Annotated in this window: 21 protein-coding genes; 8 read left to right on the plus strand and 13 right to left on the minus strand. The window is 72.6% G+C overall.

All coding sequences use genetic code 11. The annotated features are described in order from the left end of the window. Positions 1-518: 518 nt before the first annotated feature. The gene (locus ACODT5_RS32965) at positions 519-1,526 is read right to left on the minus strand and encodes a stage II sporulation protein M (RefSeq protein WP_422522757.1); all 1,008 of its coding nucleotides are present in this window, start codon (positions 1,524-1,526) and stop codon (positions 519-521) included. Positions 1,527-1,640: 114 nt separating this feature from the next. On the opposite strand from ACODT5_RS32965, the gene ACODT5_RS32970 reads away from it, so the two are divergent. Then, complete coding sequence (locus tag ACODT5_RS32970) at positions 1,641-2,570, plus strand: RDD family protein (RefSeq protein WP_422522758.1); 930 nt, start codon at positions 1,641-1,643, stop codon at positions 2,568-2,570. On the opposite strand, the gene ACODT5_RS32975 is transcribed toward ACODT5_RS32970, so the two are convergent. Beyond that, positions 2,571-3,194: a hypothetical protein gene (locus ACODT5_RS32975; protein WP_422522759.1), complete on the minus strand. Its 624-nt coding sequence runs from the start codon at positions 3,192-3,194 to the stop codon at positions 2,571-2,573. Between the two features lie 112 nt (positions 3,195-3,306). Next, positions 3,307-4,758: an adenosylhomocysteinase gene (gene ahcY / locus ACODT5_RS32980; RefSeq protein WP_422522760.1), complete on the minus strand. Its 1,452-nt coding sequence runs from the start codon at positions 4,756-4,758 to the stop codon at positions 3,307-3,309. A 355-nt stretch (positions 4,759-5,113) separates the two neighbouring features. Between ahcY and ACODT5_RS32985 the strand changes: the two genes are divergently transcribed. The 3 genes from ACODT5_RS32985 to ACODT5_RS32995 all read left to right on the plus strand — a co-directional run bounded on the left by ACODT5_RS32985 (position 5,114) and on the right by ACODT5_RS32995 (position 7,916). Beyond that, the gene (locus ACODT5_RS32985; protein WP_422522761.1) at positions 5,114-7,213 is read left to right on the plus strand and encodes a fructose-specific PTS transporter subunit EIIC; all 2,100 of its coding nucleotides are present in this window, start codon (positions 5,114-5,116) and stop codon (positions 7,211-7,213) included. 209 nt (positions 7,214-7,422) lie between these two features. Continuing rightward, positions 7,423-7,668, plus strand: a complete 246-nt coding sequence (locus ACODT5_RS32990) for a S24/S26 family peptidase (protein WP_422522762.1) — start codon at positions 7,423-7,425, stop codon at positions 7,666-7,668. Then, positions 7,665-7,916, plus strand: a complete 252-nt coding sequence (locus tag ACODT5_RS32995) for a S26 family signal peptidase (protein WP_422522763.1) — start codon at positions 7,665-7,667, stop codon at positions 7,914-7,916. Before ACODT5_RS32990 ends, ACODT5_RS32995 begins: the two co-directional genes overlap by 4 nt. Positions 7,917-8,129: 213 nt before the next feature. Here ACODT5_RS32995 and ACODT5_RS33000 read toward each other — a convergent pair whose 3' ends face one another. The 6 genes from ACODT5_RS33000 to ACODT5_RS33025 all read right to left on the minus strand — a co-directional run bounded on the left by ACODT5_RS33000 (position 8,130) and on the right by ACODT5_RS33025 (position 14,044). Further along, positions 8,130-9,068: a cation diffusion facilitator family transporter gene (locus ACODT5_RS33000; RefSeq protein ID WP_422522764.1), complete on the minus strand. Its 939-nt coding sequence runs from the start codon at positions 9,066-9,068 to the stop codon at positions 8,130-8,132. Positions 9,069-9,161: 93 nt separating this feature from the next. Next, the gene (gene manA, locus ACODT5_RS33005) at positions 9,162-10,334 is read right to left on the minus strand and encodes a mannose-6-phosphate isomerase, class I (RefSeq protein ID WP_422522765.1); all 1,173 of its coding nucleotides are present in this window, start codon (positions 10,332-10,334) and stop codon (positions 9,162-9,164) included. Positions 10,335-10,375: 41 nt separating this feature from the next. Further along, positions 10,376-11,509, minus strand: a complete 1,134-nt coding sequence (locus ACODT5_RS33010; protein WP_422522766.1) for an SIS domain-containing protein — start codon at positions 11,507-11,509, stop codon at positions 10,376-10,378. Positions 11,510-11,606: 97 nt separating this feature from the next. Beyond that, positions 11,607-11,795, minus strand: a complete 189-nt coding sequence (locus ACODT5_RS33015; protein ID WP_385381495.1) for a Trm112 family protein — start codon at positions 11,793-11,795, stop codon at positions 11,607-11,609. A 425-nt stretch (positions 11,796-12,220) separates the two neighbouring features. Continuing rightward, on the minus strand, positions 12,221-13,591 hold the full coding sequence (locus tag ACODT5_RS33020) for a phosphomannomutase/phosphoglucomutase (protein ID WP_422522767.1): 1,371 nt from the start codon (positions 13,589-13,591) through the stop codon (positions 12,221-12,223). A 78-nt stretch (positions 13,592-13,669) separates the two neighbouring features. Next, positions 13,670-14,044, minus strand: coding sequence for a DUF3499 domain-containing protein (locus tag ACODT5_RS33025; RefSeq protein ID WP_422522768.1), 375 nt, complete (start codon positions 14,042-14,044; stop codon positions 13,670-13,672). Between the two features lie 114 nt (positions 14,045-14,158). On the opposite strand from ACODT5_RS33025, the gene ACODT5_RS33030 reads away from it, so the two are divergent. Beyond that, the gene (locus ACODT5_RS33030) at positions 14,159-14,653 is read left to right on the plus strand and encodes a metallopeptidase family protein (protein WP_422522769.1); all 495 of its coding nucleotides are present in this window, start codon (positions 14,159-14,161) and stop codon (positions 14,651-14,653) included. A gap of 385 nt (positions 14,654-15,038) precedes the next feature. Here the strand turns inward: ACODT5_RS33030 and ACODT5_RS33035 are convergent, their stop codons facing one another. The 3 genes from ACODT5_RS33035 to ACODT5_RS33045 all read right to left on the minus strand — a co-directional run bounded on the left by ACODT5_RS33035 (position 15,039) and on the right by ACODT5_RS33045 (position 20,855). Further along, positions 15,039-16,529, minus strand: a complete 1,491-nt coding sequence (locus ACODT5_RS33035) for a DUF5719 family protein (RefSeq protein WP_422522770.1) — start codon at positions 16,527-16,529, stop codon at positions 15,039-15,041. After that, positions 16,526-20,197 carry a glycosyltransferase gene (locus ACODT5_RS33040; RefSeq protein WP_422522771.1) on the minus strand — a complete coding sequence of 1,224 codons (3,672 nt, stop codon included), beginning with the start codon at positions 20,195-20,197 and terminating at the stop codon, positions 16,526-16,528. The genes ACODT5_RS33035 and ACODT5_RS33040 overlap by 4 nt, the downstream gene beginning before the upstream one ends. 394 nt (positions 20,198-20,591) lie before the next feature. After that, a complete protein-coding gene (locus ACODT5_RS33045) occupies positions 20,592-20,855 on the minus strand; it encodes a WhiB family transcriptional regulator (RefSeq protein WP_112450237.1) in 264 nt (87 codons plus the stop codon). A 725-nt stretch (positions 20,856-21,580) separates the two neighbouring features. Between ACODT5_RS33045 and ACODT5_RS33050 the strand changes: the two genes are divergently transcribed. Genes ACODT5_RS33050 through ACODT5_RS33060 form a run of 3 tightly spaced genes read left to right on the plus strand, consistent with a single transcriptional unit; the run spans position 21,581 to position 24,393 of the window. After that, positions 21,581-22,072: a cysteine dioxygenase gene (locus tag ACODT5_RS33050; protein ID WP_422525115.1), complete on the plus strand. Its 492-nt coding sequence runs from the start codon at positions 21,581-21,583 to the stop codon at positions 22,070-22,072. 30 nt (positions 22,073-22,102) lie between these two features. Next, positions 22,103-23,062, plus strand: a complete 960-nt coding sequence (cofD, locus tag ACODT5_RS33055; protein WP_422522772.1) for a 2-phospho-L-lactate transferase — start codon at positions 22,103-22,105, stop codon at positions 23,060-23,062. Further along, positions 23,059-24,393, plus strand: a complete 1,335-nt coding sequence (locus ACODT5_RS33060; RefSeq protein WP_422522773.1) for a coenzyme F420-0:L-glutamate ligase — start codon at positions 23,059-23,061, stop codon at positions 24,391-24,393. The genes cofD and ACODT5_RS33060 overlap by 4 nt, the downstream gene beginning before the upstream one ends. A 68-nt stretch (positions 24,394-24,461) precedes the next feature. On the opposite strand, the gene ACODT5_RS33065 is transcribed toward ACODT5_RS33060, so the two are convergent. Continuing rightward, positions 24,462-25,352 (minus strand): DNA-3-methyladenine glycosylase family protein, encoded by an 891-nt coding sequence (locus ACODT5_RS33065; RefSeq protein WP_422522774.1) that lies wholly within the window; start codon positions 25,350-25,352, stop codon positions 24,462-24,464. Positions 25,353-26,343: the final 991 nt, after the last annotated feature.

Raw genomic sequence — 26,343 nt, forward strand, 5'->3', positions numbered from 1 at the left:
CTCGCTGTGTAATTGCCTGCAAGTGTCGTGGCCGAAGCCGTGACCTCACAGGTCTTTTTCAAAGGAACCTCATCCACCGAAATGGACGGGGTATCAACTTTTTGGCGTTGATTTTTGGCACGCTGTTGAGTTCTCAAGGAACGGACGCTTCCTTTGTACTCACCCTCTCGGGCTTTCCTCCGGGCTTTCGTTCTGTTCTGTTCTTGCGTTTCAGACTCTATCAGAGTCTGTCTCGCTTGTTTTCCGCCTTCCAGGTCATCCGCTTTCGCGTTTTCCCTTTCCGGCGATTCCGACTCTATCAGAAGATTTCCACCGGATTTCCCGGCTTCAGTTTCCTGAATGAAGAGTTGGGTGCCCGCTTGGAATTCAATTCCTGGGGGCGAGAGAGACTTTAAACCATCGCTGCCGAACTTGTCCAGTTCGAGGCAACCGTTCGAATCTACCTCCCCGCAGCCGCCGTGTCAACGGTGTTTGCGGGACGACGAGGAGACTAGCAGCTCGGCAGGGTCGTACGCACATCAGGCCGCGGTGGGGAGCGTCGCCGTCTGGTCGGCCTGCTCCACGTCGCCCGTGTCGCCGGCCCGGGCCGCGCGGCCGCCCAGGACGTAGACGTAGAGCAGGAAGGCCGCCTCGGCGGCCACGCCGATGCTGATGCGGGCCCACGTGGGCAGGCCGGAGGGGGTGACGAAGCCTTCGATCAGGCCCGAGAGGAAGAGGACCGCCGCCAGGCCGATGGCCATGCCGAGGGCGGCGCGGCCCTGTTCGGCCAGGGCCACCCGGCGGGTGCGGTGGCCGGGGTCGATGACCGTCCAGCCCAGGCGCAGGCCCGTACCGGCGGCCACGAAGACGGCGGTCAGTTCGAGCAGGCCGTGCGGGAGGATCAGGCCGAGGAAGACGTCGAGGCGGTCGGCCGAGGACATCAGGCCGATGCCGACGCCCAGGTTCAGCATGTTCTGCCACAGGATGTACAGAACCGGCAGACCCAGGAAGCCGCCCAGGACCAGGCAGATCGCGGCCGCCTGGGCGTTGTTCGTCCAGACCTGGGCCGCGAAGGAGGCCGCGGGGTGGCTGGAGTAGTACGCCTCGTACCCCCCGCCCGGCTTCGTCATCGCCTTCAGGTCCTCCGGAGCACCGATGGCGTTCTGGATCTCCGGGTGGGTGGCTATCCACCAGCCGACGAGCACGCCGACGGCGGTGGAGATCAGTGCCGTGGGTATCCACCAGCGGCGGCTGAGGTAGACGGCGGCCGGGAAGCCCGAGGTGAAGAAGCGGGCCGCGTCGCGCCAGCCGGACCGCCGGGTGCCCGTGACCGTGGCCCGGGCGCGGGCGACGAGCTGGGTCAGGCGGCCCGTGAGCATCGGGTCGGGGGTGCTGGACTGGACGAGGGACAGGTGCGTGGCCGTGCGCTGGTAGAGCGCGACGAGCTCGTCCGCCTCGGCTCCCGTGAGGCGCCGGCCCCGGCCCAGCAGCTGTTCCAGGCGGGCCCACTCGGCCTGGTGGGCCGCAACGAAGACGTCGAGATCCATGTGCTTGGCGCTCCCCTGCCCCTGGTCCCTCTGGGTTCTCCTACTGCTTGCTTCGTCAGCTTGGCAGACTGGAGGCCGATGGGGCGGGGCAGGTCACGTGAAGGGTGTGCATCGGTGAGCGATCTGGTGACGGGGGACGCGGTCGTCCTGGGGCTGCGGCCGGCGAGACTGCCGAGCCGGGCGCTGGCGATCCTGCTGGACCTGCTCGTGTACGTCGCCGGGTACTTGCTCATTACCGTCGGGCTCGTGCTGGCCACCGCTTCGATGGACGGGGCGGCCCGGGCGGCCGTGTCCGTGGCCGCGTTCGTGCTCATCCTGGTCGGCGTGCCGATCGCGGTGGAGACGCTGAGTCACGGGCGCTCGCTCGGCAAGCTCGCGTGCGGGCTGCGCGTGGTGCGCGACGACGGCGGGCCGATCCGTTTCCGGCACGCGCTGGTGCGCGGAGCCTTCGGGGTCTTCGAACTGCTGCTGACCTTCGGGTCCGTGGCGTGCATCGCGTCGCTGTTCTCCGAGCGGGGGCGGCGGCTCGGGGACGTGTTCGCGGGGACGCTCGTCATCCGGGAGCGGGTGCCGGGGGCGCGGGTGATGCCCGTGCCGCCGCCGCCCCCGTGGCTGGCCGGGCGGTTCGGCGGGCTGGACCTCTCGGCCGTGCCGGACGGGCTGTGGCTGGCGATCCGGCAGTACCTGACGCGCATGGACCAGCTGGATCCCCAGGTGGGCGCCACGATGGCGGCCCGGCTCGCGGACGACCTGGTGGCGCGTACGGGGGCTCCGCCGCCGGTCGGGGTGCCCGCCGCCGCGTTCCTGATGGCCGTGGTGCACGAGCGGCAGTCGCGGGACGCCGCCCGGGCCTTCCGGCAGCAGCCCGCGCCCGGGGCGGCCCCGGTCGCGTACGGGCAGCCCGCGCCCGTGGTGATGCCGGTCGTGGCGGCGCCGGCGGTGGTGCCCGTCGCGGCGCCCGTGGTGCCGGTGGCACCCGTATCCGTACCCGTATCGGTGCCCGTGGAGCCGCCGAAGGCGACCGGGTTCGCTCCGCCCGCCTAGCTACTGGTCGGGGAAGGCCGACGGCGGGGTCTCCAGGTGTTCGAGTTCGATGCCGGGGGCCGAGAGGACCACGTCCCCGGCGATGTGGACCGTGTGGACCTCGCCGGTGTCCAGCGCGGTGACCCGGTACTCGTCGACCAGGAGCGGGCCGCTGTCCGTGGGGTGCTCCGCGCGGTTCAGGAGGGCCCAGGCCTGGTCGGTCGTACGGGCCGCCAGGACGGGGTCGGTCAGGGCGACGAGGCGGACGCGGGTGGCGGGGGCACCGGGGGTCAGGCGCAGCAGCCGGGCCGTGGCGACCAGGAAGGCCGGGGAGGTGCCGGTGAAGCCGGCGGCCCCGGGGACGTTGCCCTCGGTGGCTTCGGCGCCGGCGGGGTCGGTGCGGACCCAGGTGATCCCGTCGATGGCGGCGCCGCGGACCTGCCAGCTGGAGGCGTTGACCTCGAGGCGGATGGGGCGGCCCAGTTCGTCGACTGCCAGGTCGACGGAGCCGCGGTGCGCACCGTCGGGCGCCGTGAGCTGGGAGACGTAGCGCCAGCCCGAGGGGCCCGGGGCGCAGTGGAAGTGCTCCTCGCCGAGGGGGGTGTGGTCGTGCGGGTCGTGGAGCGCGTAGCGGCCTCGGGGCATGGGGCGTCTTCCTGGACTTCGGGCGGAGAGGGGTGCGGGCGGGTACGGGCAGGCCCCCGGCACGGATGCCGGGGGCCTGTCCTGACGCGTGGGTGCCGCTGTTCCGTGGGGATCAGTAGCGGTAGTGGTCCGGCTTGTACGGGCCCGCGATGTCCACGCCGATGTAGGCGGCCTGCTCCGGGCGCAGGGTGGTCAGGCGGACGCCGAGGGCGTCGAGGTGGAGGCGGGCCACCTTCTCGTCGAGGTGCTTGGGGAGCACGTAGACGTCGGTGGGGTACTCGGCCGGCTTGGTGAAGAGCTCGATCTGGGCCAGGGTCTGGTCCGCGAAGGAGTTCGACATCACGAAGGACGGGTGGCCGGTGGCGTTGCCCAGGTTCAGCAGGCGGCCCTCGGACAGGAGGATGAGGACCTTGCCGTCGGGGAACTTCCAGGTGTGGACCTGGGGCTTGACCTCGTCCTTGACGATCCCCTCGATCTTGGCGAGGCCGGCCATGTCGATCTCGTTGTCGAAGTGGCCGATGTTGCCCACGATGGCCTGGTGCTTCATCTTGGCCATGTCGCCGGCCATGATGATGTCCTTGTTGCCCGTGGTCGTGATGAAGATGTCGGCCGTCGCGACGACGTCGTCCAGGGTCGCGACCTGGTAGCCGTCCATCGCCGCCTGGAGGGCGCAGATCGGGTCGATCTCGGTGACGATGACGCGCGCGCCCTGGCCGCGCAGCGACTCGGCGCAGCCCTTGCCGACGTCGCCGTAGCCGAAGACCACGGCGGTCTTGCCGCCGATGAGGACGTCGGTGGCGCGGTTGATGCCGTCGATGAGGGAGTGGCGGCAGCCGTACTTGTTGTCGAACTTCGACTTGGTGACGGCGTCGTTCACGTTGATCGCCGGGAAGAGCAGCGTGCCCTCGGCCATCATCTCGTAGAGGCGGTGGACGCCGGTGGTGGTCTCCTCGGTGACGCCGCGGATCTCGGACGCGAGCTGCGTCCACTTCTGCGGGTTCTCGCCCAGGGTGCGGTTGAGGAGGGTCAGGATGTTGGCGTACTCCTCGGAGTCCGCCGTCGACGGGTCCGGAGCGGCGCCGGCCTTCTCGAACTCGACGCCCTTGTGGACGAGGAGGGTGGCGTCGCCACCGTCGTCGAGGATCATGTTCGGGCCGCCAGTGGGGGTGTTCGGCCAGGTCAGCGCCTGCTCCGTGCACCACCAGTACTCTTCCAGCGTCTCGCCCTTCCAGGCGAAGACGGGGACGCCCTGCGGGTTCTCCGCGGTGCCGTTCGGGCCCACCGCGATGGCGGCGGCCGCGTGGTCCTGGGTGGAGAAGATGTTGCAGGAGGCCCAGCGGACGTCGGCGCCGAGGGCGACGAGGGTCTCGATGAGGACGGCGGTCTGCACGGTCATGTGCAGGGAGCCGGTGACGCGGGCGCCGGCGAGCGGCTGGGTGGCCGCGTACTCCCGACGGATCGACATCAGGCCGGGCATCTCGTGCTCGGCGAGGGTGATCTCCTTGCGTCCGAAGACGGCGAGGGAGAGGTCGGCGACCTTGAAGTCGGTGAATGCGGCAGTCATGTGGGTGCTGCTCCTCGTGATGTGGAGAGGTGGGTACGGCTGAGCTGTGCACCGTCGTCAAGACGACGCACATGGCGCTCAGTCCGTCGGGGGTCCTCTCTCCCCTCGGCCGGTCTCTGGGACCGCCCGACCGCCATCAGCAGCGACGCCTGACACTGATGACGAATCTACACCGATCGGCGCAGCGCGGCCCAGGCAACCCGGAGCCAAGTCTCGGCCGGATTTCGGGTCCTCCGGCGGAGGATTGGGGGCCTTTCGGACTTTTGATCAAGCCCTTACATGGACGAGGATGCCGTTGGGTCGGGTTTGTACGCGCGATCCCGCAGGACAACGCATGTGTCGTGAGGAGATTCCAGTGACCAGTCCGGCAGGCCCTCCCGAAGGCGGGGACGTGAGCGGGCGCAAGCCCGTGAGGATCGTCGCCGTTACCGCGTGCCCCACCGGTATCGCGCACACGTACATGGCCGCGGAGAAGCTGCAGCAGGCCGCCGACCGGCTCGGCGTCTCGATCAAGGTGGAGACCCAAGGTTCCATCGGGGCCGAGAACGTGCTCTCTGACAACGATGTCAGGCAAGCGGACGCCGTCATCATCGCCGCCGACAAGGAAGTGGACCTCGACCGGTTCGCCGGCAAGCGGGTGCTGTCCACCGGTGTCGCGGACGGCATCCACAAGCCGGAGGAACTGATCCAGCGGGCGCAGAACGCACCGGTGCAGGCCGGGACCTCGGCGGCGCCGGGCAGCGGCGACGGCGGTGGCGGCCACCAGCGCAGTCAGGCGTACAAGGCGCTGATGAACGGCGTCTCCCACATGATCCCGTTCGTGGTCGTCGGCGGTCTGCTGCTGGCCGTCTCCCTTTCCCTCGGCGGGCACGCGGACGCCAAGGGCGGACTGGTCATTCCCGACGGGACCTTCTGGTTCTACGTCAACAAGCTCGGCGTGACCGGCTTCTCGCTGATGCTGCCGATCTTCTCCGGTTACATCGCCTACGCGCTCGGCGACCGGCCGGCCCTCGTACCCGGCATGATCGGCGGCTTCCTGGCCGCGGACGCCGTGCACATCTACGGGGCCGATGCGAACGCCGGCTTCCTGGGTGCCATCGCGACGGGCTTCATCGCGGGCTATCTGGTCATGTGGATCAAGAAGGTCAAGGTCCCCAAGGTCATCCAGCCGATCATGCCGATCATCGTGATCCCGATCGTGTCGACCGTTGCCCTGGGCCTGTTCTACATCTACGTGATCGGCCAGCCGATCTCCTGGGTCTTCACGCACCTGACCAACTGGCTGAACGGGATGACCGGCTCCAGCGCGATCGTGCTGGGCACCATCATCGGCCTGATGATCGCCTTCGACATGGGCGGTCCGGTCAACAAGACCGCCTTCCTCGTCGCGGTCGGCCTCATCGGCACCAACAACCACGTCATGGGCATGGCCGCCGCGGCCATCCCCGTCATGCCGCTCGGCCAGGGTTTGGCCACGCTGCTGCGGCGCAAGCTGTACAGCGACGAGGAGAAGGAAACCGGCCTCGCCGCCCTGTTCATGGGCTTCTTCGGCATCTCCGAGGGAGCGATCCCCTTCGCCGCGGCCCGGCCCGCCCAGGTCATCCCCGCCAACATGCTCGGTGGCGCGGTGGCCGGTGCGATCGCCGGTGTGGCCGGGGTCCAGGACTCGGTGCCGCACGGTGGTCCGATCGTCTCGCTGTTCGGTGCGATCAGCGGGGTCGCGATGTTCTTCGTGGCCATCGCCGCCGGTGCGGTCGTGACCGCGCTGACCACGAACGCGCTGATCGAGTTCAAGCTGCGCCGGGAGGGCGTGATCGGCGGCGGGTCCGCGGGCCTCTCGCCGGAGCCGGCCCTGGTCGGTGCGGGTGCCCCCGTGGGCGCCGGCGGTGGTGGCGGTGCGGGCGCCGTCGCGGCCGCAGCGGGTGCGGGAGCAGCCGGGACGGCCGTACGGGCACAGCAGCCCGCGACCGCGGCTCCGGTGGCCGCGGGCGGGGCGCCCGAGGTGCTGTCCGGGTACCTCACCGAGCAGACCGTGAAGACGGAGCTGGCCTCGGACTCCAAGGAGGCGGCGATCCGCGAGATGGCGGAGATGCTGGCCACGACCGGCAACGTCACCGACGTGGACGAGCTCGTACGGGTCGCCCTGGCCCGGGAGGCGCAGGGCACGACCGGTCTCGGCGAGTCCATCGCCATCCCGCACGCCAAGACGGACGCGGTGACCCGCCCGACGGTGGGCTTCGCCCGGTCCGACGAGGGCATCGAGTGGGGCGCGCTGGACGGGACGAAGGCCCGGCTGGTCTTCATGATCTCCGTACCGGAGGCCGCCGCCGGGGACGAGCACCTGCGGATCCTGGCGCTGCTGTCGCGCAAGCTGATGGACACCGGCTTCCGGGAGCGGCTGCAGGCCGCGCCCGGCAAGGCCGCGATCCTGGACGTGCTGCGCGAGATCCAGTAGCCGCGGCCCCTTACAGCGCCCTCGGGCCCCGTACCCCACCTCGGTGGTACGGGGTCCGAGAGGCGTCTGCGTACCCCTTCCCGCTCCGAGCACGGGTTTTTGACGAAAGGAACGGACATGGGGCGGGATCAGCGCAGGCCGGGGCACCGCAAAGGGATCTGGGCCTTGGTGCCGCTGGCGCTCGGCACGGTGCTCTTCGTGGGGCGACCGTGGGGATCACGTACGCCGGGGGTGACCGGTACGACAAGTGGCCGATCCCGTCGGACGCGATGACGCCGGTCTACGGGCACGGGGCCGAGGTGTGGTTCGAGCGGGTGGGCCCAAGGGAGGTCGGGCGCGGGGACGTCGTGCTCGCCACGCCGCCGGCCTCGTGGCAAGGCGAGGGGGACCTGCTCAAGCGAGTGGTCGCGCTGGGCGGGGACCACATCCGCTGGGCGAAGGGGGACGCCGCTTGACCCTGAACGGGAAGCCCCTCGCCGAGCCGTACATCCTGGACCAGGCCGTGCCGGCGACGGCCGCCTTCGGCGTCACGGCGCCCGAGGGGCGGATGTTCCTGATGGGCGACAACCGCTTCAACTCTGTCGACTCTCACCTGATGACCGGCGACGGAAACGGCGGAACCCTGCCGCTGTCGGCCGTGTGGGGCGTGCCGACCGAGACGCCGGTCCTGCTGTTGGCCGCCGCGGCGGGCCCGATCCAGTAGCCGAGGCCGTCCCCATACGGAAAGGCCCGCACGAAGTGTGCGGGCCTTTCCCGAAACGCGCCGGCTTAGATGTCCGGCTCGAGTTGGAGTTCTCTCCCCGCCGAAGCCGGGAGACTCCCCCCTACCTCGCGGTGGCGGGTTGGACAGGCATGCCCGTCCAACAACGGCCCTCCCGGCCGCCGGAGCGAATACGGGATTCGCTCACAGGTGACGCTAGCGATTCTCCGTGCCCCGCGCTGCAGCTTCCGAAAAAATATCCGGCTCCAGGTAGATCACGCGGGCGATCGGGACCGCCGCGCGGATGCGGGCCTCGGCGGCGTTGATGGCGTTGGCCACCTCGGTCGCGGTGTCGTCGCTCTGGACGGAGATCTTGGCGGCGACCAGGAGCTCCTCGGGGCCGAGGTGCAGGGTGCGCATGTGGATGACGCCGGTCACGACGTCGCCGTCGACCACGGCGGCCTTGATCTTCTCGACGTCCTCGGTGCCGGCGGCCTCGCCGAGCAGCAGGGACTTGGTCTCGGCCGCGAGCACGATGGCGATGACGATCAGCAGGATGCCGATGCACAGGGTGCCGATGCCGTCCCAGACGCCGTTGCCGGTCACCAGGGCGATGCTGACGCCGGCGAGGGCGAGGACGAGGCCGACGAGGGCGCCGAGGTCCTCCAGGAGGACCACGGGGAGCTCGGGGGCCTTGGCGCGCTTGATGAACTGGCCCCAGGTGAGGTTGCCGCGGATCTGGTTCGACTCCTTGATCGCGGTGCGGAAGGAGAAGGACTCCGCGATGATCGCGAAGACGAGGACGCCGACCGGCCAGTACCAGTGCGAGATCGCGTGCGGTTCGTGGATCTTCTCGTAGCCCTCGTAGATGGCGAACATGCCACCGACGGTGAACAGCACGATGGAGACGAGGAAGGCGTAGATGTAGCGCTCGCGCCCGTACCCGAAGGGGTGCTGCGGAGTCGCCTCGCGCTGGGCCTTCTTGCCGCCCAGCAGGAGCAGACCCTGGTTGCCGGAGTCCGCCAGCGAGTGGACGCTTTCCGCGAGCATCGACGACGAGCCGCTGAAGACGAAGGCCACGAACTTGGCTACCGCGATGGCCAGATTGGCGACTAGTGCCGCCACGATCGCCTTGGTACCGCCCGACGCACTCATGGTTGCGATGTGTCCCTTCCTCGGTGCGGCGTCCCGGGCCGGGACGCCGCGCTACGGCCGCAGATTCTCACAGCCACCGAGAGGGACGGTACGTCAGACCATCACGGTGGCACGGAAGACGGTGCCGGTTCCGGACAGTTCGACCTTTTCGCCGGCGGGTACGAAGACCGATTCGCCCGGCGCCAGCGCCAGTTCGCCGGACTTCGTGGAGTTCGCCTTCGGGGAGCCCGCCGTGCACAGCAGGATCTGCGCGGTGGTGTCGGGGACCACCCGGGGGGTGCCGCCGGGGGCCAGGACGAAGCGGGAGAGGCGGAATTCGTCGATGGGGGTCTCGTAGACCTCCTCGCCGTTGCCCTCCGGGCGCAGGATGCCGGGGTCGCCGGGCTCGAAGACGACGACCTTCAGCAGCTCCGGCACGTCGACGTGCTTGGGGGTGAGCCCGCAGCGCAGGACGTTGTCGGAGTTGGCCATGAGCTCGACGCAGAGGCCGTCGAGGTAGGCGTGCGGGATGCCGGCGCCGAGGAACATGGCTTCGCCGGGCTGGAGTTGCACGTGGTTGAGGAGCATCGCGGCGATGACGCCGGGGTCGCCCGGGTAGTGGTGGACGAGTCCGGCGTACGGGGCGTACGGGCCCCCGAGCCGCTCGGCGGCGGCCGCGGCCTCGGTGACCGTACGGGCCATCTCGGCGCGGTCGGCGGTCAGGACGGCGGTGAGCACCTCGCGCAGGGCCGCCTCCTCGGGGTGTGCCCGCAGGAGGTCGGCGTAGGGCTTCAGGGAGTTGACGCCGAGGCCCTCCAGCAGGGCGGCGGCCTCCAGCGGCGGGCGGAAGCCGGACAGTCCCTCGAAGGGGGTGAGGGCGCAGACCAGCTCGGGCTTGTGGTTGGCGTCCTTGTAGTTGCGGTGCGGTGCGTCGATCGGGACGCCGCGGCGCTCCTCGTCCTCGAACCCGGCCTTCGCCTGGGCGAGGTCGGGGTGGACCTGGAGGGAGAGCGGGGCGCCGGCGGCGAGGAGCTTGAAGAGGAAGGGGAGCCCGGGGCCGAACTTGCGGACGGCGGCGACTCCCAGTTCGCCTTCGGGGTCGGCCGCGATGACGTCCGAGAGGGCGCTCTCGCCCGCTCCGCGGTCGAGGCGGGAGGGGGCGCCGGGGTGGGCGCCCATCCACAGCTCGGCCTGGGGTTCGCCGGTGGGCGGCACTCCGATGAGTTCGGGGATCGCGGTGGTCGATCCCCAGGCGTAGGGGCGGATCGTGTTCGTGAGGCGGTCCATCGGTCGTCTTCCTGGGTGAGAGGCGCGCGCGTGCGTGCGCCTCAGCTGTGTCCCCCGGAGGCCAACGCCAGGTAGGCGGTGGCGAAATCCGTGACGGCGAGGAGTTCGGCGAGCTGTTCCAGCTCGGTGCCCTCCTCCGGTTCGAGCTCGCTGATGGCCGTGTCGTGGCTGAGGGCGAGCTCGCGTGCGGCAGGGGCGGCTGTCAGTCCGCCTGCGGGCCTGTCGCGCAACAGGACGATGCGTGCGCGAAGGGCCTGCGGTTCTTCCACTCGGTCGCGGAAGAAGTCGTCGGGGTCGGCTCCGGCGGCGAAACCGCCGGAGAGCAGGACCCCGTGGGCCGGGAGTGCCTCGGGAAGGTCGGCGGCCAGTGCGGGGCGGCCGGCGAGTTCGGCGAGGGTGGCGGCGAAGCGGCGCCCCGCGGGTCCGGCGGCGGCGCCCTCGCTCCAGATGAGCGGGAGGGAGTCGGCGAGCTCGGAGGCGAGGGTCTTGGCCGGGTTGGAGTAGGTGGCGATGGCGGGGCCGCAGCGTTCGGCCGTGCGGTCGAGCCGGTCGGCGACGAGCTGGAGGGTCTGCGGGGCGGCGGTGATCAGGCCGACCCGGTCGAGGAGCACCAGCAGCGGGGTCAGCAGGGCCCAGAGGGCGCCGGGGCCGGCCGCGGCCGACTCGTCGTACTCCTGGTACGGGGCCTTGGCCATCGGTACGAGGAGCCCGTGCGCGCCGTCCACCGCTTCGCTCAGCGGCGAGCGCTCGGGGGCGACGGCGACGACGGTGGAGCCGCGCCGGTAGGCCTGCTCGGCGAGGACGGCGAGGCCGGGCTCGGTTCCGTCGGTGGTGGCGATGAGCAGCAGGTCGACGGGGCCGGCCCAGCCGGGCAGGGCCCAGCGCAGGGCCCCGGCGGCGTGCGCGACGCCGGTCGGGTGCAGCCGGATGACGGGCGCGGAGGCGCCGGCGAGGGCGCCGAGCAGGTCGGCGACCCCGGTGGCGGCGGTGCCGGGCCCGGCGATGAGGACCGCGCGGGGGCGGCCGTCGGGTCGCAGGTCGGCGAGACCGGCCTCGGTGGCGTGCCGGGCCGCGGTGCGTACGCGTGCGCCTGCGTCGGCGGCGCCGCGGAGCAGACCGCGGCGGTCGGCGCGGGCGAGATCGTCAGGTGCGTCGAGGAGTGGCTCGTCGAGCATGGCGGCCTCCGGCTAAGTCTGTGACGTGTCCAGCGGTGACGGAACCTGTGTGTGACGGAACCAGTCTCAGCGTTTGCGCGGCATGGCGGTAGGAGGCTCAGGCGGGACGGCGTGCCTCGTCGACGAGGAGCACCGGGATGCCGTCGCGGACCGGGTAGGCGAGACCGCAGTCCTGGCCCCCGGTGCAGATCAGCTCGGGGGTCTGCTCGTCGGCCGACTTGTCCTCCAGGGGCGAGTGGCAGGCGGGGCAGGCGAGGATCTCCAGGAGACCGGCTTCGAGCGGCATGGGGTTCCCTTCGGGGATGTGGATCGGGCCAGGTCAGCCTACCGCCGAGTCACCTCTGGTGGCGGGTGGAGGAGGACCTCTGGTGGCGGGTGGAGGAGGACCTCCGGTGGAGGGTGGAGGAGGACCTCTGGTGGCGGGCTCCCCTGTGGACCTGGAGGGGGCTCGGCGGTGCGGCGGTGGAGCGGGTGCGGGTCCGCTGCTGGGGCTCCGCCCCAGGCCCCGCGCCTCAAACGCCGGCGGGGCTGGATTTGGCTGGGGCCCCGCACCGCCCCGCCTGCTGGAATGCCTGCGGGGCTGGATTTGGCTAGGGCCTGTCGTCACACTTCCGTCGTCGCCCGAGGCAGACGGGTGTTTGACGACAGGCCCTAGGGCCCCGGCGGCCTTGCCCTGCCGGTTGGGTTGCCGGCAGGGCTGGGCGGGCGGGGTCAGGCGCGGATGAGGGCCAGGACCTCGTCGCGGACCTTGGCGAGGGTGGTCTCGTCGCGGGCTTCCACGTTCAGGCGCAGGAGGGGCTCGGTGTTGGAGGCGCGGACGTTGAACCACCAGTCGGCGCTGGTCGCGGTGAGGCCGTCCAGTTCGTCGAGGGTGACGCCCTCGGCCGAGCCGTAGGTCGCCTTGACTGCGGCCAGGCGGGCCTTCTGGTCGGCGACCGTCGAGTTGATCTCGCCGGAGCCCGCGTAGCGGTCGTAGGAGGAGACCAGGGCCGAGAGGGGGCCGTCCTGGCCGCCGAGGGCCGCCAGGACGTGGAGCGCGGCGAGCATGCCGGTGTCCGCGTTCCAGAAGTCCTTGAAGTAGTAGTGCGCCGAGTGCTCGCCGCCGAAGATGGCGCCGGACTTGGCCATCTCCTCCTTGATGAAGGAGTGGCCGACGCGGGTGCGGACGGGGGTGCCGCCGTTCTCGCGGACGACCTCGGGCACGGACCAGGAGGTGATCAGGTTGTGGATCACGGTGCCGGTGCCGCCGTTGCGGGCCAGTTCGCGGGCCGCGACCAGGGCGGTGATGGCGGACGGGGACACGCCCTCGCCGCGCTCGTCGACGATGAAGCAGCGGTCGGCGTCGCCGTCGAAGGCGATGCCGAGGTCGGCGCCCTCGGACAGGACGCGGGCCTGGAGGTCGACGATGTTCTTCGGGTCGAGGGGGTTGGCCTCGTGGTTGGGGAAGGTCCCGTCCAGTTCGAAGTACATGGGGACCAGGTCGAGGGGGAGACCGGTGAAGACGGTGGGGACGGTGTGGCCGCCCATGCCGTTGCCCGCGTCGACGACGACCTTGAGCGGGCGGACGGCGGTGAGGTCGACCAGGCCCTTGAGGTGGTCGGCGTAGCCGGTGAGGGTGTCCTGCTCGGTGACGGTGCCCGGGACGGTGCCGGCGGGGATCGCCGGGGCGCCCTCGTCGCTCCACTTCTCGGCGAGCTCGCGGATGGTGGAGAGGCCGGTGTCCTGGCCGACCGGGGCGGCGCCGGCCCTGCAGAGCTTGATGCCGTTGTACTGCGCCGGGTTGTGCGAGGCCGTGAACATCGCGCCGGGCAGGTCCAGCTTGCCGGAGGCGTAGTACAGCTGGTCGGTGGAGCACAGCCCGATGAGGGTGACGTCGACGCCGCGGGCGGCCGCGCCGCGGGCGAAGGCCTGGGACAGGGCCGGGGAGGAGGGCCGCATGTCGTGGCCGATGACGATGGCCGAGGCCGCGGTCACCTCGACGAAGGCGGCGCCGAACAGTTCGGCCAGGTGCTCGTCCCACTCGTCCGGCACGACGCCCCGGACGTCGTACGCCTTGACGATGTTCGAAAGATCCGTGGCCACTGCCTGCCCCCCTGAAGGTGATGTGCGGTGGGGCAAACCTACCGTGGACACGGTGCGGCTTCTCGGTTCGACCGAATGTCAGGAGTCCGGCGAACGCAGGACGCGCAGGTGTCCGCGACGGGTCTCCCCGGTGGTGGAACCACCCTGACCAGCACCGTTGCCTCCGGCCGCGCGCTCCGGCGGACGGGCCGCCTCGCGAACGGCGTTGGCGAGGGCTTCGAGGTCGTCTCCAGTGGGACGCGAGGGCGCCGACCCGTCGGTGAGGCGTACGACGTCCCAGCCGCGCGGGGCGGTCAGGCGCTCCGAGTGCTCGGCGCAGAGGTCGTAGCAGTGGGGTTCGGCGTAGGTGGCGAGCGGGCCGAGAACTGCGGTCGAATCGGCGTAGACGTACGTCAGAGTCGCGACGGCAGGGCGGCCGCACGCGGTGCGCGAACAGCGACGTACAAGGCTCACGACGTTGGACGGTACCGCACTCTTGACCGGGCCGCGACGACTCTCCCCCGGCCGCTCCCCCGTGTCGTCCGATCTCCCCCGCCCCGGCGCGGATGTGCGGGCTACCCTGCGGGGGTGACGGACAGCACTCTGCCTCCCCCTCCCGTGCCCCCTGCCGCCTCCCTGCCCGGCGGTTCCCCCGCCGGTGAGCCGCGGGTGCGGCGGCGCGATCGGCACGGGCGCGGGATGCGCGGCCCGGTGGCTCCTCCACAGGTGCCGCTGTCGGCGAGCCGGGGGGAGCTCTTCGGGGACCTCGTACGGGACTCCGTGGAGCGGCTGGAACGGCGCTGGCCGCAGCTCGCCGAGGTGGAGTTCATGATCGGCGACGTGCCGGGGCCGCCGGGCGGGGCGGAAGCCGGCTGGAACGACGAGGCGGTGCCGCTGGGGGCGCTGGCGGAGGCCGGGGGTGGGCGGCCGGCCCGGATCGTGGTGTTCCGGCGGCCGGTGGAGATCCGGGCGAAGTCTCGGGACGAGCGGGCGATGCTGGTGCACGAGATCGTGGTGGAGCAGGTTGCGGAGCTGCTGGGGCTGTCGCCCGAGACGGTGGATCCGCGGTACGGGTCGGACTAGGGGTCCGGCCTGCCCTTGCCGTCCCGGTCGGCGTCGTCCCGGCCCGCCTGCCCTGGCCTGCCCCGCTTCGGGGGGCGAGAGGCGGCCCTGCGGGGCTGTCCCCTACCCGCCCTTCCACCGTTCCCCGGGCTCAGCCCGGACCCGCGCCTCAAACGCCGGCGGGGCTGGGGGTGCCCCCGGGCGCAGCCCGGACCCCGCGCCTCAAAGGCCGGCGGGGCTGGGGGCGCCCCCGGGCTCGGCCCGGACCCCGCGCCTCAAAGGCCGGCGGGGCTGGGTGTGTCCCCCGGCTGCGCCCGGACTCCCCCTGGGGCTCCGCCCCAGACCCCGGTCCTCAAACGCCGGACGGCTGAGAAGACCAACCGCCGGACGGCTGAAGTGCGCGGGGTTACTGGGTCAGGACGCTGAGGTCCTGGGAGGCCTTGGGGACCGAGACCGTGGAGTGGTCGTCCGAGAAGGTCTGGGTCGTGAACATCGGGATGCCGTCGCGCGGGATCGTCAGGGTGCGGGACGCGTGGACGGGGCCGCCGGAGACGGTTTCCACCGTGAGGGCGTAGGCGCCCTTGCCTCCCGTCGGGGCGAGGGTCAGGGTCTGCGTGGTGCCGCCCTTGACCGTGACCTCCTTGGAGGCGGGTTCGCCGCCTTCCGTGCCCGGCGAGGCCGTCACCTTCACCGTCGCGTCGGCTCCGGGCGGGGCCGTCAGCGACAGCAGGGTGGCGTTCGCCTCGGGGCGGTTGTCCGGGACGGTCGCCCGGGTGCCGACGGGGGCGGACGCCTGGATGAAGCCGGTCTCCTGCTTGGCGCCGCTGCCGCGGACCACCCGTAGGGCGGCGACCACCGGGACGGCGGACTTCTTCGGGTCCGCCGGGGACAGGATCAGGGAGCCCGCCTCGCCCCGGGTGACGTCCTTGAGGTCGAGGCTCGCGGTCATGCCGGCCTTGACGTGGAGCTGCTCGCTTCCCGCGGGGCTGATCGAGCCGGTCGGCCCGGCCAGCTTCACGCTGAGGTTCGCGTCCTCCTCGCCGGGGGCGAAGGCGACCAGCCGTACGGAGGTGGCGTCCGCCGGGATGCCGGGCAGGACCAGGGTCCCCGCCGGGTCCACGGAGGCGGGCAGCCAGTCGGCGCCGACGCCCTCCTCCCCCGCCTGGGCGGTGGCCCCGACCCGGCCCGCGCGGGTGGTCACGTGGGCGGTGACGTCCGCGAGCTGTGCGCCGGGGGCGAGGGAGGCCAGGGAGATGGCCTTGCTGGACTTCGGGTCGATGCGGATGTTCTCGCTGGTGCCCGCTTCGGCCTTGACCGTGCCGTCCGGGCCGAACATCTTGATGTCCACCACGGCCGCGGTGTCGTCGGGGTTGGTGAGGTGCAGGTAGTCCTCGCGGCCCTTGGCGGTGCTCACGCCGGGGAACCAGAAGTCGGTGCCGGGCGGGGTGCAGCCGACTCCGAGCAGGCCGCGCGTACGGCCGACCGAGACCACAGTGGTTTGCTGTGCGCTCCAGCCGGGGGCGAGGAACCCGTCGGCGACGCCGCTGAGCGCCGGGGCCTCGGCGCCGGAGGCCTTGGCGCCCACGGGCTTGCCAGGCTCCTTGAGTTCCAGGACGGTCTTGGCTTCCTTGGTCGCGCCCAGCAGCCGGGCCGTGCCCTTGGCTCCCGCGGCGGCCGCGCCCGGGGTGATCGCCGTGTACACGGTCTCGGCGATGTCGGAGGTGCTGGGCGCGGGGCACACCAGCAGGGACCGCTCGACCGGCATCCGGGCCGCCGGCTTGCCCGCGGCGGCCGACGGGGCCCCGTCGGCCGCCGGTGCGGTGAGGGTGGCGAGGCCGGTGACGGCTGCCAGGGCGGCCGTGACGGCGGCGAGCGTGAGGGGTACGCGCTGCTTCACTGCTGGGGGCTCCCGTCCGGACGCGGGGCGTGTTGCCCGTCGTGCTGCCCGTCGTGCTGGCTGTCGTGCTGGCCGTAGGGGTCGTAGCCGTCGGTGCCGTTGTAGGGCTCGGCCGGCTGGTCGTAGGACGGGTACGGCTGCTCGTACTGCTGGTGGGGCGGGTACGGCTGCTCGTACTGCGTGCCCGGGTGGCCGGTGTACTGCTGCTGCGGCTGCTCGTACGGGTACTGGTCGTACTGCTGCGGCTGCTGCTGTTGCTCCTGGCCGCCGTAGGCGTAGCCGCTCTGGTCTCCGTACGCCGGCTGCTGGTAGGCGTACGCGTCCTCGCCGTACGTCTGCTGCGCCGGGATCTGCGCGTACGGGTCGGCCGCGACGGCCGCCTCGGCGGGGGCGGACCCGGAGGGGGCTTCCGGCTCGGACTGCTCGCGCAGGCGGCGGGCACGGCGGCCTTCGCCGGACTCCTCGGCGGCCGGGGCCTCCTCCTCGGGCAGGTCGTCGTCGAGGCGGGCGCGGCGGCCCGGCAGGGCCATCACCAGGAGCACCAGGGCGAGCAGGCCCTGGGCCCAGTGCCAGGCGGTCAGGGTGAAGGCGTCCTCGTGGGCGAGGTCGAGCTCGCCGCCGGCGGCGGGGAGTTCGAAGCCCTGCGCCCAGCCGTCGAGCGTCTTGGCCTCGAGCGGCTTCCCGTCGAGGGTGGCCCGCCAGCCGGCGTCGGCCCGGTCGGCGATGCGCAGGACGCGTCCGGCCTCGCCCGCCGGGATCTTGGTGCGGGCCTCGACGGGGCCGGAGGCGACGGGGATGGGTGCCTCGCCGGGCTTGCCGGAGACGATGACGACGCGGGCGACCTGCCGGTCGACGCGCCACAGGGCGCTGCCTTCGAGCTTGCTGAGGCGGCTGAGGCCGGGGGTGGCGTCCAGGACGCGGCCGATCTCCTGCGGGGCGCCGTCGCGGACCAGGACGTAGCGGATGGCGAAGCCGCCGAGCTGGTCGGTCTGGTCGGCGCCGGAGCCGGCGACCAGGCTGGAGACGACCTTGTCGAGGCGGGTGTCGCTGCCGGCCGCGTCGGCGAGTTCGGCGTCGCCGAGGCGGCCGCCGGAGCCGCGGACCAGGCTGTACGAGAGGGCGGCCGGGGAGTCGGCGCCGATGACGAGGGTGCGGGCCTGGTCGCGGGTGCCGCTCTCTTCGGCGACGAAGGCGGGGACCTGGACGGGGTCGCGGCGCTCCAGCGGTCCGGCGGCTCCGCTGAGCATCCAGCCGGCCGCGCCGACGAGCGGGCCGACGGCGGCGGCGAGCGCGATCAGGGCGGCGAGGGGCTGGCGCCAGCCGAAGCTGCGGGCTGCGACGCGTTCCTTGGCCCCGTCGGCGCCGACGACGGCGGCGGCCAGCAGGGCGAGTCCGTAGACGAGGGTGGCGGGGCCGGCCCAGGTGGTGCGGTTGACGAGGACGGCGAGGACGAGCGCGGCGAGCGCGGTGGCCCAGGCGGCGCGTACGGCGAACTGCCGGTCGGCGCGCAGGAGCGCGGCCAGGGCGGCGAGGACGACGCCGAGGAGGATCAGGCCGCCGGCGGTGCGGGGTCCGCCGGGGCTGATGCCGAGCAGGTCCAGGGCGGTGGCCGAGCCGGCTCCGTAGGGCAGTCCGGCCTCGCGCAGGAAGCGCGCGGGGTGGGTGAGCAGGCTCAGCGACCAGGGGGCGAGGACGAGGAGGGGGACGCCGAGCGTCGCGAGGAGGCGGGGGCCGTACGTCTTCCAGTGCGCGCGGCGCAGGACCAGCGCGGCGACTCCGAGGACGGCGGCGAGCGGCCAGACGACGGGGGTGAAGGCGGTGGCCAGGGTCAGCAGGAGGGTGTGGGTCCAGGCGGAGCGCCAGCTGCCCTCGCCCTCGCCGAAGCCGAAGGCGGTGACGGCGGAGCGGGCGATGAGCGGGAGCAGGATCGCGAGGACCGCGGTGCCGAGGCGGCCGCCGGCGAGGGCTCCGGTGACGGCGGGGAGGAAGGCGTAGGCGATGGCGGCCCAGGCGCGCAGCAGCCGGGATTCCACCAGCGGCCGGGAGGCGAAGTAGGCGGTGAGGCCGGCGAGCGGGACCGAGCAGACGAGCAGCAGGGTCAGGGCGGCGTTGGTGGAGCCGAGGAGCAGGGTGGACAGGGCGCCGAGGACGGCGAGGTAGGGCGGTGCTCCGGCGGTGGTGCCGGTGCCGACGGGCTGCCAGTCGTCGGCGTAGACGCGCCAGAGGTCGAGTCCGCCGTCGGGGGCGGGGAGCAGGGCTCCGCCCATGAGGGAGCCGCCGCCGAGGAGGGAGCGGCAGGCGATGACGGAGACGAGCAGGAGGAGGGCGAACAGGACGGGCGCGGGCTTGTGGGCGATCCGCTTGAGGCGCGCGAACTGTTCGATCTCCAGGTAGTCGGCGTCGTCCCCGCCGGGTCCCGATTCGACGGCTCCGCCGTGCCGGCCGGCGTTGGCGCTCTCGGTGTCGCCGTCGGCGCCGAAGTAGCCGGCGAGGGTTTCGGCGTTGGCGCGCAGGCTGGCGCCGGAGGGCGGGAAGAGGGGGCGCAGTTCCTTGGCGGGGACGGCGGCGCGGCCTCTGCGGCGGCGGGCTCCGAGGATCCGGCCGGGGCGGAGCAGGGTGGCGAGGAGGCCGGTGATCTCGTCAACGGCCTGTCCGGGTGCCTTGCCGACGAGGTAGGCGAGGGTGCGCAGGACGGTGCCGAAGAGGATGCGCAGCAGGACGTACGGGAGGGCGCGGCCGGGGCTGTTGGCCAGCATCGTGTAGACGGCGCCGGCCTTGTCCACGCGGTGCGGGCTGGCGGCGGAGCGGCCGACGCAGTCGACGGTGCGGCGTTCGCGGGCGGAGGCCTCGGCGTGCCGCAGGACGGCGTCGGGGGCGATGAGGACGGTGTGCCCGGCGCTCTGGACGCGCCAGCACAGGTCGACGTCGTCGCGCATGAGGGGCAGGCGGCGGTCGAAGCCGCCGAGGGCGTCGTAGACGTCGCGGCGGATCAGCATGCCTGCGCTGGACACGGAGAGGACGGGCTGGACCTGGTCGTGCTGGCCCTGGTCCTGTTCGCGCCGGTCGAGGCCGGTCCAGCGGCGGCCGCTGCGGGCGATGGTGACGCCGACTTCGAGGAGCTGCTTCTTGTCGTACCAGCCGCGCAGTTTGGGGCCGATGACGGCGGCTTCGGGGTTCTCCTCGGCGACGCGCAGCAGTTCGGCGAGGGCGTCGGGCTCGGGTGCGCAGTCGTCGTGGAGCAGCCAGAGCCACTGGACGGGTTCGCCGTGGGGCAGGTCGGGGAGGTCGTACGCGTCGTCGCGCCAGGTGCGGCTGACGGGATCCCAGCCGGAGGGGCGCTTGAGGTACGGGAGTTCCTCGGGGGTCAGGGTGCCGGCGGTGCGGGCGGCTTCCTCGACGGCCGCGCCGAAGCCGGTGCGGCGGGCGAGGTGCAGGACGCGGTCCTCGCCGAGGGCCTCGCCGAGCAGGCGCGCGGAGTCGTCGGCGCTGCCGGTGTCGGCGGCGATGTGGCTCTGGGCGGGGCGTTCCTGGCCGAGGAGACCGGCGAGGGTCCGGGGCAGCCAGCGGGAGCCGTCGTGGGCGACGAGCACGGCGGTGACGACGTGCCGGGGGAACTCTGGTGCGGCGGCAGCCTGGTAGGAGGCGCTCGACTGGCTGTGCAGGGACATCGCGGTACGGGCCCTCCGGCCGGGGGTCCGGGGGTGGTGTGCCCTCGGAGGCTGCTGGACAGCGCCCCACCCTAACGGCTGGGAACACAGCGGTCCGCCTCCTGCGGGGAAGGTGCGGGAGGCGGACCGTTTGCTCTGCTCGATGCCGTGCTGTTCGTGCCGTTCGCCGTACTGCGTTTTGTACCGATGCGTGCACTGCGGCCGCTGCCGTGCGTGAGGCCGGGTGTACGGGCGGCTATGCCGTCCGGTGTGCCGCTGGATATGCCGCCGGACGTATCGCCGGATATGTCGCCGGATATGTCGTGGGCCGTGCCGCGGGCCGTACCGCGGGCCGTACCGCGGGCCGTACCGCGAGCCCTGCCGTGGGCGCCGTTCGGTGCGCGCCGAGGGCGCTTCAGACGGCGGCCTTCTTCAGGCGTCGCCGCTCGCGCTCGGACAGGCCGCCCCAGATGCCGAACCGCTCGTCGTTGGCGAGTGCGTACTCAAGGCATTCGGAGCGGACTTCGCAGGCGAGGCAGACCTTCTTGGCCTCGCGGGTCGAGCCGCCCTTCTCGGGAAAGAAGGACTCGGGGTCGGTCTGGGCGCAGAGAGCTCGCTCCTGCCATCCGAGCTCTTCGTCCGCCTCCTCGACCAGCAGTTCCTGAACCAGCTCGGTCATGTGCGCCCCTCGCTCTGTCTGTGCGTCCCCGTGGTCATGCCGTCACTCATCGCTACGTAACGACACGAGTGAAATTACAAGTGCGGGGCTCCAGCGCAGTCAAGCCGAGATCTGCTATTGGGCCCCTTATTCACTCTGCGGAACCAAGCCTATGCAGAAAGTGTTCATATCGCCAAAAATCGTGACACATGCCACACGTCTGCCACACGTGTCACTTGCGAGGCCCCCCTCCCGTAGCCGACGCGTCACTCTGTGGTGGGGTTCCGATCCGGCCGAAGAAGCGGCGCAGATCACATTTCAGCCACAGAGAGACATCGCACAGCTTTACGGGTTTGAGAGCCGCCACAGCGGTTGCGGCACGACTCGAAGCGCCACATCCCCTGGTGCCGACTGCACAAACCTTTCTCCGGGCACGGTAACCGGATGAGGTGAAACTTTTCTACCAAATCGGACATTGGGTTGACAGTCCGGCCCCCCACCCGGTCTTCTTGTAGCCATGTCAGCGCCCTCAGCCGCCACCCGGACCCCCATTCGTGGGTTCCTGTGCGCTGCCCAGGTTCGCTGTTGCTGTTGCAGCTGTTGATGCCTCGGGAGCTTCGACTCCCCTGAGCTCCAGCTCGCCCCCACAGCGACCGCCGCACGACTGACATCCGTCGAGGAACCCCCCGATGAACAGCACCAGCACCCTGAACGCCACCCCCACCACCGCAGCCACCGCCCCGGCGATGGTCGAGAGCGACCTCCAGATCGCCGGCGACATCCTCTCCGTCCAGCACCTCCTGCAGCCCGCCCGCGAGCACCCGGCCACCGTCGCCGAGTTCGTGGGCCTCGCGCGTTCCATCGCCGCCGACCGCTCCGAGTGGGAGCACCTGGTCCAGTACGACGCCACGACCCGCTGGTACCACCGGCTGCGCACCGGCCCCGGCTACGAGGTCTGGCTGCTCAGCTGGGTCCCCGGCCAGGGCAGCGGCCTGCACGACCACGGCGCCTCCTCCGGCGTGCTGACCGTCCTGGATGGCGAACTGACCGAGCACACCGCCCGCGGCCCGCTCACCCTCGGCGCCGGCTCCCAGCGCGTCTTCGCCCCCGGCTACGCCCACGAGGTGCAGAACGACAGCCTCGACGGGGCCGTCAGCCTGCACGTGTACTTCCCCGGCCTGACCGAGATGCCGATGCACAGCTGCTCTCCGGCCCTGCCCGAGGCCCTCTCCGTCTGACCGGAGTCACCGCCTGAGACACTGCGTGGCATGCGCATTGTTGTTCTGGCCGGCGGCATCGGCGGCGCCCGTTTCCTCCGAGGTCTCCAGTCCGCCGTTCCCGACGCGGACATCACGGTCATCGGCAACACCGGTGACGACATTCACCTGTTCGGGCTCAAGGTCTGCCCCGACCTGGACACCGTGATGTACACCCTCGGCGGTGGCATCAACGAGGACCAGGGCTGGGGCCGCACCGACGAGTCCTTCACCGTCAAGGAGGAACTCGCCGCGTACGGGGTCGGACCGACCTGGTTCGGCCTCGGCGACCGCGACTTCGCCACCCACATCGTCCGTACACAGATGCTCGGTGCGGGCTACCCGCTCAGCGCCGTCACCGAGGCCCTCTGCGACCGCTGGCAGCCCGGGGTCCGGCTGCTCCCCATGTCCGACGACCGCGTCGAGACCCATGTCGCGATCACCGACTCCCAGACCGGCGAGCGCCGGGTCATCCACTTCCAGGAGTACTGGGTCCGGATGCGTGCCGCGGTGGACGCCGAGGCCGTCGTCCCCGTGGGCGCCGAGCAGGCCAAGCCCGCGCCGGGCGTCCTGGAGGCCATCGCGGCCGCCGACGTGATCCTCTTCCCGCCGTCGAACCCGGTGGTGTCGGTGGGGACCATCCTCGCCGTACCCGGCATCCGCGAGGCCGTGGCCGCCGCCGCGGCCCCCGTGGTGGGGCTCTCCCCCATCGTCGGGGGCGCGCCCGTGCGCGGGATGGCCGACAAGGTGCTGGCCGCCGTCGGCGTCGAGTCCACCGCAGCGGCCGTCGCCCTGCACTACGGCACCGAGCTGCTCGACGGCTGGCTCGTCGACACCGCCGACGCGGACGCCGTCGCCGCGGTGGAGGCCGCCGGCATCACCTGCCGTGCGGTCCCGCTGATGATGACCGACCTGGCCGCCACGGCGGAGATGGCGCGGGCCGCGCTGGAACTGGCGGAGGCCTCCAGGTGAGCGACGAGGACCTTCCGCGCCAGTTCCTGGTGCAGGCCGTCCGCGGGCTGCCCGAGGTGCGGCCCGGAGACGACCTGGCGGCGCTGATCGCCGCCGCGACGGACGTCCCCGCCGGGTCCGGCACCTCCTCACGGCTGCGGGACGGCGACATCCTGCTCGTCACCTCGAAGATCGTCTCCAAGGCGGAGGGCCGGATCGTCCGCGCCGATTCCCGCGAGGAGGCGATCGACGCCGAGACCGTACGCGTGGTCGCGCGCCGGGGGACGCTGCGGATCGTGGAGAACCGGCAGGGGCTGGTCATGGCCGCCGCCGGGGTCGACGCCTCGAACACCGAGGCCGGCACCGTCCTGCTGCTGCCCGAGGACCCCGACGCCTCGGCCGCCGCCATCCGGGCCCGGCTGCGGGAGCTGCGCTCCGTGGACGTGGGCGTGGTCGTGACGGACACCTTCGGGCGGCCGTGGCGCACCGGGCTCACCGACGTGGCGATCGGCTCGGCCGGCGTACACGTCCTGGACGACCTGCGCGGGGGCACCGACGCCCACGGGAACCCGCTGAGCGCGACGGTCGTCGCGACCGCCGACGAGCTGGCAGCGGCCGGCGACCTGGTCAAGGGCAAGGCCCGCGGCCTGCCCGTGGCGATCGTGCGCGGGCTGGAACACCTCCTGGGCGAGGGGTCCTCGGCGGCCGACCTGGTCCGCTCGCCGGCCGACGACATGTTCCGGCTGGGCACCTCGGAGGCGGTACGGGAAGCCGTGACGCAGCGGCGCACCGTACGGGCCTTCACGTCCGAGCCGGTGGACCCGGGCGCGGTCCGCCGCGCGGTGGCGGCGGCCGTGACGGCCCCGGCCCCGCACCACACGACGCCGTGGCGGTTCGTCCTGCTGGAGTCCGCGGGCGCGCGGCTGGAGCTGCTGGACGCCATGCGGGACGCCTGGATCGAGGACCTGCGGCGGGACGGGAAGTCCGAGGAGTCCATCGCGAAGCGGGTCCGGCGCGGCGATGTCCTGCGGGCCGCGCCCTACCTGGTGGTGCCCTGCCTGGTCACGGACGGCGCGCACGACTACGGGCACGCGCGGCGGGACGCGGCGGAGCGGGAGATGTTCGTCGTCGCCATGGGCGCGGGCGTGCAGAACTTCCTCGTCGCGCTGGCCGGGGAACGGCTGGGCTCCGCGTGGGTGTCCTCGACGATGTTCTGCCGGGACGTGGTGCGCAAGGTGCTCGGGCTTCCGGAGGACTGGGACCCGATGGGTGCGGTGGCCGTGGGGCACGCCGCGGTCGCTCCTGCGGAGCGGGCGGGGCGGGCGGCGGAGGAGTTCATCGAGGTGCGGTGACCCTCCGGGGTGGGCCGGGCCCTGGGGCGTGTCCTCCGGATCTTGTCGGTCGGGTCCGCGTCGTGCCGCTAGAGCCTGCCGATGTCGCCCCGGGGCATTCGGGGAGCCCGGCGGGGCGGGGCGGAGCCGGCCAGGAGGACGAGTCGGGCCGCGCGGTGGCGCTGGCCGGCGTAGGGGGCGAGGAGCTCCAGCATGGCGGCGTCGTCGGCGTCCCGGTTCCCGGCCAGGGCGTAGCCGATGATGCCGGGCAGGTGGAGGTCGCCGGTGGTGACGGCGTCCGCGGCGCCGTTGCTGCGCTGGAGGGTTTCGGCGGAGGTCCACGGGCCGATGCCGGGGACCGCCTCCAGCCGGGCGGTGGCCGCCGGCAGGTCCATGGCGACGGCCTCTTCGAGGCGTGCGGCGAGGCGGGCCGCGCGGACGATGGTGGCGGAGCGCTTGGAGTCGACGCCGGCCTTGTGCCAGTCCCAGGAGGGGATGAGGGTCCAGGTGCGGGGGTCGGGCATGACGTAGAGGTCCGGGGCCTGGCCCTGGTTCTCGTCGGGGCCCGGGCCCGGAGCCGGTTCGCCGTACTGGCGTACGAGGCGGCGCCAGGCGCGGTACGCCTCGTCGGCGGTGACCTTCTGTTCCAGGACCGTGGGGATCAGGGACTCCAGGACCAGGCCGGTGCGGGTCAGACGCAGGCCGGGGCGGCGGCGGTGGCTGGCGTGCAGGAGGCGGTGGCGGGGGACGAAGGCCGCCGGGTCGTCGGCGGAGCCGAGCAGCTCGGGCAGGCCCTCGAGGATCCAGTCGGCGCCGGGGCCCCACGCGGTGGCCGTCACCCCGGCCCCGTCCCGCGCGACGCGGAGCGTGACCGGACCGGCGGGGGTCCGGCTGGCCCGCCAGACCGCTCCCGCGGTGGCGCGGAAGGTGGGGTCGGCGGGGCCGCGCCTGAGGGGGCCGAGGGTGAGGCCCAGGTCCACTGGGGTGGGTGGGGTCCAGGTACGGGTTCGGGGGGTGGCGGGGGCGGTGCCCTTGCCGGGGCCGGGTCCGCTGTCCCTGCCGGAGGCTGGGCCGGGGCCCGCGTCTGGGCCGGGGCCCGTGCCTGGGCCGGGGCCGGTGTCTGGGCCGGGGCCGGTGTCTGGGCCGGGGCCGGTGTCTGGGCCGGGGCCGGTGTCTGGGCCGGGGCCGGTGCCCGTGCCCGTGCCCGTGCCGGAGGCTCAGCCGGGGCCAGCGCCCGCGTCCGCGCCAGGGCCGGTGGCCTTGCCGGGGCCGGTGCCGGTGTCATGGCCGGTGCCCGTACCTGGGCCGGTGCCCATACCTGGGCCGGGGTCGGAGTCCCGGCTGGGGCCCGTGCCTGGGGCGGCAGCGGGGCCGGTGCTCGGGTCCGTGTCGGGGGCTGGGGCCGTGCTTGGGACGGCAGCTGGGGCGGGGGCGGGCACGGTGGTGCGGCCGCCGCGGATCGCGGTGCGGGTGAGGGGGTCGTAGCGGCCGGCCATGTCTTTGAGCGTAGCCCTGCGGGGCTGTCCCCTACCCGCCCTTCCACCGTTCCCCGGGCGCTGCCCGGATCCCGGTCCTCAAACGCCGGACGGGCTGGAGGGGGTACCGGGCTGCGCCCGGACCCCCTGGGGCTCCGCCCCAGACCCCGCTCCTCAAACGCCGGAGGGGCTGGATTTTGACCGGCGCTGGATTGGGCGTGTGCGCAGCACAGCTTGCGCAGCACAGCTTGCGCAGCACGGCATGCGCAGCACGGCATGCGCAGCACGGCATGCGCAGCACGTGTGCGCAGCACGGCAGCGCGGCACGGCATGCGCAGCACCGCATCCGCACCACTCGGGACGGAGCGCAGCGCACCGTGCGCTGCGCTGCCCCGAGGCAGCCATATCCAGCCTCGCCGGCGTTTGAGGCGCGGGGGTCCGGGGGCCGGCCCCCGGCAACGGCGCCGCACGCGGCAACGGGTCCGGGGCGCAGCCC

This window comes from Streptomyces tatrensis (assembly GCF_049310065.1).
Lineage (GTDB): Bacteria > Actinomycetota > Actinomycetes > Streptomycetales > Streptomycetaceae > Streptomyces.

Excerpts from the sequence above, each read along its gene's own strand:
- ACODT5_RS33050 (WP_422525115.1), top strand. The coding sequence starts at position 21,581 with ATGGTCGAGAGCGACCTCCAGATCGCCGGCGACATCCTCTCCGTCCAG.
- ACODT5_RS33040 (WP_422522771.1), bottom strand. The coding sequence starts at position 20,197 with ATGTCCCTGCACAGCCAGTCGAGCGCCTCCTACCAGGCTGCCGCCGCA.
- ACODT5_RS33000 (WP_422522764.1), bottom strand. The coding sequence starts at position 9,068 with ATGAGTGCGTCGGGCGGTACCAAGGCGATCGTGGCGGCACTAGTCGCC.
- cofD (WP_422522772.1), top strand. The coding sequence starts at position 22,103 with ATGCGCATTGTTGTTCTGGCCGGCGGCATCGGCGGCGCCCGTTTCCTC.
- ACODT5_RS32965 (WP_422522757.1), bottom strand. The coding sequence starts at position 1,526 with ATGGATCTCGACGTCTTCGTTGCGGCCCACCAGGCCGAGTGGGCCCGC.
- manA (WP_422522765.1), bottom strand. The coding sequence starts at position 10,334 with ATGGACCGCCTCACGAACACGATCCGCCCCTACGCCTGGGGATCGACC.
- ACODT5_RS33045 (WP_112450237.1), bottom strand. The coding sequence starts at position 20,855 with ATGACCGAGCTGGTTCAGGAACTGCTGGTCGAGGAGGCGGACGAAGAG.
- ACODT5_RS33015 (WP_385381495.1), bottom strand. The coding sequence starts at position 11,795 with ATGCCGCTCGAAGCCGGTCTCCTGGAGATCCTCGCCTGCCCCGCCTGC.
- ACODT5_RS32975 (WP_422522759.1), bottom strand. The coding sequence starts at position 3,194 with ATGCCCCGAGGCCGCTACGCGCTCCACGACCCGCACGACCACACCCCC.
- ACODT5_RS33010 (WP_422522766.1), bottom strand. The coding sequence starts at position 11,509 with ATGCTCGACGAGCCACTCCTCGACGCACCTGACGATCTCGCCCGCGCC.
- ahcY (WP_422522760.1), bottom strand. The coding sequence starts at position 4,758 with ATGACTGCCGCATTCACCGACTTCAAGGTCGCCGACCTCTCCCTCGCC.